Genomic DNA, 4,856 nt, shown 5'->3' with positions numbered 1-4,856 from the left:
GGGGACGACCATGGGGGCGAGCGGGACGGCGGCTGAGCCTGAAGGTTCCAGGCCCTTTCGTCCGCGTTTCCCGTAAATAGGCAGGGTCCCCGACTCCCTCCCTGCCCTTGAAGGTGACGACGTGAACGACCGACTCCTGCGCACGGCGCGCCGCCAGCCCACCGACACCACCCCCGTGTGGCTGATGCGGCAGGCGGGCCGCTACCTGCCCGAGTACCGGGCCATCCGCGGCAACATCGCGTTCCTGGACCTCTGCAAGAACCCGGACCTGGCCGCGGAAGTGACGGTGCAGCCCGTCACCCGGCTGGGCGTGGACGCGGCCATCATCTTCTCCGACATCCTCATCCCCGTGGAGGCCATGGGCATCCACCTGGAGCTCGGGGACAAGGGGCCGCACTTCCCCAACCCCCTGCGCACCGCCGCGGACATCGACAAGCTGGGCGTCCCGGACCCCGTCGAAGGCACCGGCTTCGTCGCCGAAGCCATCCGCCGCACGCGCAAGGCCCTCAACGACTCCGTGCCCGTCATCGGCTTCGCGGGCGCGCCCTTCACCCTGGCCGCGTACATGGTCGAGGGCGGCGGCTCCAAGAGCTACATCGTCATCAAGCGCCTGCTCTTCGAGCAGCCGGAATTGGCCCACCGCCTGTTCCAGAAGCTCACCGACACCCTCATCCCGTACCTCAAGATGCAGGTGGAGGCCGGCGCCAGCATCGTGCAGATCTTCGACTCGTGGGGCGGTGAGCTGTCCCCCTACGACTTCGAGCGCTTCAGCCTGCCGTACCTCACCCGCATGGTGACGGAGCTCAAGGCCACCGGCGTGCCCGTCATCCTCTTCGGCACCAACATGACGCCGCACCTGCCGCTGCTGAAGCGCACCGGCGCGGACGTCATCGGCCTGGACTGGCGCGTGAACGTGGACGAGGGCCGGCGCATCCTCGGGCCGGACGTCGCCACGCAGGGCAACCTGGACCCGCTGCACCTGTTCCTCCCGCGCGAGGAGCTGGACGCGCGCGTGAAGGACATCCTCGGCCGCGCGGGCCCCATCGGGCACATCTTCAACCTGGGGCACGGCATCCTCCCGCCCAGCGACCCGGACGCCGCGAAGTTCCTCGTGGACGCCGTGCACCGCCACGGCACCGCGCTCCGTCAGGGCATCGCCCTGCGCTGAAGGTCGTTGTGAAGGTCTCTGTGCGCGGGCCGGCCCCCTGGCTGTCTGCCTGCCCGGCAGTTGACTCTTGAATCAATCCGGCATTGACGCGGCGCATTGTCGGTCGTTAGAAGCGCCTCACTCGTCGCACAGAGGGTGAGGCACACATGGCAAGCGAGAAGCGCAACGGCCACCGTCGGGTGGCCATCGTTCGCGGATTGCGGACGCCGTTCGCGAAGGCGGGCACCGTCTTCGCGGGACTGACGGCGCTGGACCTGGGCCGCATGGTGGTCCAGGAGCTGGTGCAGCGCAGCGACCTGGATCCGAACGAAATCAACCAGCTCGTCTTCGGCCAGGTCATCCCCACGCTGACGGCGCCGTCCATCGCGCGCGAAGTGGTGCTGGCCGCGGGCCTGCCCAAGCGCATTGACGCCTTCACGGTGTCGCGCGCCTGCGCCACGTCCATCCAGGCGATGGTGGCGGGAGCAAACGCCATCGCGCTGGGTGACGCGGACGTCATCATCGCGGGCGGCACCGAGTCCATGTCGGACGCGCCCATCTTCACGAGCCGCCCGCTGGCGCACGCGCTCATCGCGTCGTCCAAGGGCAAGAGCCTGCCGGACAAGCTCAAGCCCTTCCAGAAGCTCAAGGGCAAGGACCTGCTGCCCGTGCCCCCCGCCATCGCCGAGTACTCCACCGGCGAGACGATGGGCGAGAGCGCGGAGAAGATGGCCAAGGAGAACGGCATCAGCCGCGAGGAGCAGGACCTCATCGCCTTCAACTCGCACCAGAACGCGGCGAAGGCATGGAAGGAAGGCCGCTTCGACGACGAGGTGATGCACATCCTCGTGCCGCCCAAGTACGAACAGTCCGCCGCGAAGGACAACATCGTGCGCGAGGACACCAGCCTGGAGGCGCTCTCCAAGCTCAAGCCGGTGTTCGACCGCCGCTATGGCAGCGTCACCGCCGGCAACGCGTCCCCGCTCACGGACGGCGCCGCGGCGCTCATCCTGATGAGCGAGGAGAAGGCGAAGGCGCTCGGCTATGAGCCGCTGGGCTTCCTGCGCTCGCACGCGTTCGCGGCCACGGACCCGGGCGACCAGCTCCTCCAGGGCCCGGCGTACGCGGCGCCCGTGGCGCTCAAGCGCGCGGGGATGAAGCTCTCGGACATCGACCTCGTGGAGATGCACGAGGCCTTCGCCGCGCAGGTGGCGAGCAACATCCAGGCGCTGGCGTCGAAGGAGTTCGCGAAGAAGGCGGGCTTCAGCGGTCCGGTGGGCGAGGTGGACCGCTCGCGGCTGAACGTGACGGGCGGCTCCATCTCCATTGGCCATCCGTTCGGGGCCACGGGAGCGCGCATCGTCACGCAGGCCCTCAACGAGCTGAAGCGTCGGAACAAGAACACGGTGATGTGCACCGTCTGCGCCGCGGGCGGGCTGGGCGCCGCGGTCATCCTGGAGCGTGCGTGATGGCGACCAAGCATGAAGAGGTCGAGGCGAAGCAGGGCTTGAGCTACGACGTCACGGACGGCGTCGCGGTCATCACCGTGGACCTGCCGGGCGCGCCGGTGAACACGCTGTCCCCGGAAGTGGGCACCGCGTTCACCCACCTGCTGGAGCAGGCGGAGCGGGCCCTGGACGTGAAGGCCGTGGTGTTCATCTCCGGCAAGAAGGACAACTTCGTCGCCGGCGCGAACATCGACTTCCTCCAGACCATCAAGTCCGCGGACGAGGTCGTCGCCATCAGCCGCGGCGCGCACGCGCAGTTCGACCGGCTGGAGGCCTTCCCCAAGCCCGTGGTCGCGGCCATCCACGGCGCGTGTCTGGGCGGCGGCCTGGAGTGGGCGCTCGCGTGTCACTACCGCATCGCCACCGACAGCCCCAAGACGAGCCTGGGCCTGCCGGAGACGCAGCTGGGGCTCATCCCCGGCGCGGGCGGCACGCAGCGGCTGCCCGCGCTCATCGGCGCGCAGGCGGCCCTGGACCTCATCCTCACGGGCAAGAACGTGAAGGCGTCCAAGGCGAAGAAGCTGGGCATCGTGGACGAGGTCGTCCCCGTGCCCATGCTGAAGGCGCTCGCGGTGCGGCGCGCGGCGGAGCTGGCGGCGGGCACGCTCAAGGTGGAGCGCGCGCACCAGGGCTTCAAGGCGGTGGCGCAGAGCGGCAAGACGAAGGGCCTGGCGGGCTTCTTCCAGGGCCTCATCAGCAAGGACCTGTGGGCGGAGGCCGCGCTGGAGGACAACCCGCTGGGCCGCAAGGTGCTCTTCGACCAGGCGAAGAAGGCGCTCCTGAAGAAGACGCGCGGCAAGTACCCCGCGCAGGAGAAGGCGCTGCAAGTGATTCGCGTGGGCCTGGAGTCCGGGCGCAAGGCGGGCCTGGAGGCCGAGGCGAAGGCGTTCGGTGAGCTGGTGTTCACGGACGTGTCGCGGCGGCTGGTGGAGATCTTCTTCGCCACGACGGCGCTGAAGAAGGAGAACGGCACCGCCAACCCCAGCGTGAAGCCGCGCGAGGTGAAGAAGGTGGGTGTGCTCGGCGGCGGCCTGATGGGCGGCGGCATCGCCTACGTGGCGGGCGTGCTCCAGGGCGTGCCGGTGCGCGTGAAGGACCGCGACGACGCGGGCGCGGGCCGCGCGCTCAAGCAGGTGCAGACCGTGCTGGACGAGCGCGTGAAGCGCCGCTCGCTCACCCACCGTGAGGCGTCCGCGAAGTTCTCCAACATCACCGCGGCCACGGACTACAGCGGCTTCAAGTCGGTGGACCTCGTCATCGAGGCGGTGTTCGAGGACCTGAAGCTCAAGCACCAGGTCATCGCGGAGGTGGAGGCCATCACCGGCCCGGACACCATCTTCGCGTCCAACACCTCCAGCCTGCCCATTGGCGAGCTGGCGAAGGGCAGCAAGCGCCCCGCGCAAGTCATCGGGATGCATTACTTCAGCCCGGTCCACAAGATGCCGCTGCTGGAGATCATCACGCATCCGGGCACCGCGGAGTGGGTGACGGCCACCTGCGTGGACGTGGGCCGCAAGCAGGGCAAGACGGTCATCGTCGTCAACGACGGGCCGGGCTTCTACACGTCGCGCGTGCTGGCGCCGTACATGAACGAGGCGGCGTACCTGCTGGCGGAAGGCGCGGACATCGTCCAGCTGGACAAGGCGCTCGTGGACTTCGGCTTCCCGGTGGGGCCCATCACCCTGCTGGACGAGGTGGGCATCGACGTGGCCCAGAAGGTGGGCCCCATCATGGAGGCCGCGTTCGGCAAGCGGATGTCCGCGCCCAAGGCGCTGGAGGGCGTGGTGTCCGACGGCCGCCTGGGCCGCAAGACGCAGAAGGGCTTCTACCTGTACGAGAACGGGAAGAAGCAGGACGTGGATCCCGCCGTCTACCTGCTCCTGCCGCACGGCAAGGACCGCAAGACGATGGACCCCACGGAGATGGCGGAGCGCTGCGCGCTGCAGATGGTGAACGAGGCCATCCGCTGCCTGGGCGAGGGCATCCTGCGCAGCCCCCGCGACGGCGACGTGGGCGCCATCTTCGGCCTGGGCTTCCCGCCGTTCCTGGGCGGCCCGCTGCGTTACGCGGACAGCCTGGGTCTGGACAACCTGCTGCGCAAGCTGGAGCACTACCAGGACAAGTACGGCGAGCGCTTCACGCCCGCGCCCCTGCTGGTGGAGAAGGTGAAGGCCGGCAAGGGCTTCTACGAGGCGTAGTGC

General features: G+C 69.0%; 3 protein-coding genes. All 3 read left to right on the top strand.

Translation table 11 applies throughout. From position 1 onward, the window contains the following. Positions 1-121 precede the first annotated feature (121 nt). The 3 genes from hemE to fadJ all read left to right on the top strand — a co-directional run bounded on the left by hemE (position 122) and on the right by fadJ (position 4,853). Complete coding sequence (hemE, locus tag D7V97_RS40075) at positions 122-1,168, top strand: uroporphyrinogen decarboxylase (RefSeq protein WP_120615835.1); 1,047 nt, start codon at positions 122-124, stop codon at positions 1,166-1,168. Between the two features lie 146 nt (positions 1,169-1,314). Next, a complete protein-coding gene (gene fadI / locus D7V97_RS40070; protein WP_120615834.1) occupies positions 1,315-2,616 on the top strand; it encodes an acetyl-CoA C-acyltransferase FadI in 1,302 nt (433 codons plus the stop codon). Next, positions 2,616-4,853 (top strand): fatty acid oxidation complex subunit alpha FadJ, encoded by a 2,238-nt coding sequence (gene fadJ, locus D7V97_RS40065; protein ID WP_120615833.1) that lies wholly within the window; start codon positions 2,616-2,618, stop codon positions 4,851-4,853. The genes fadI and fadJ overlap by 1 nt, the downstream gene beginning before the upstream one ends. Positions 4,854-4,856 lie beyond the last annotated feature (3 nt).

It is taken from the genome of Corallococcus sp. CA053C (genome assembly GCF_003611675.1).
Lineage (GTDB): Bacteria > Myxococcota > Myxococcia > Myxococcales > Myxococcaceae > Corallococcus.
This window is presented reverse-complemented; position numbering and strand designations above follow the sequence as displayed.

Bases quoted from the DNA above. Each gene is read 5' to 3' on its own strand.
- fadI (WP_120615834.1), top strand. From the start codon at position 1,315: ATGGCAAGCGAGAAGCGCAACGGCCACCGTCGGGTGGCCATCGTTCGC.
- fadJ (WP_120615833.1), top strand. From the start codon at position 2,616: ATGGCGACCAAGCATGAAGAGGTCGAGGCGAAGCAGGGCTTGAGCTAC.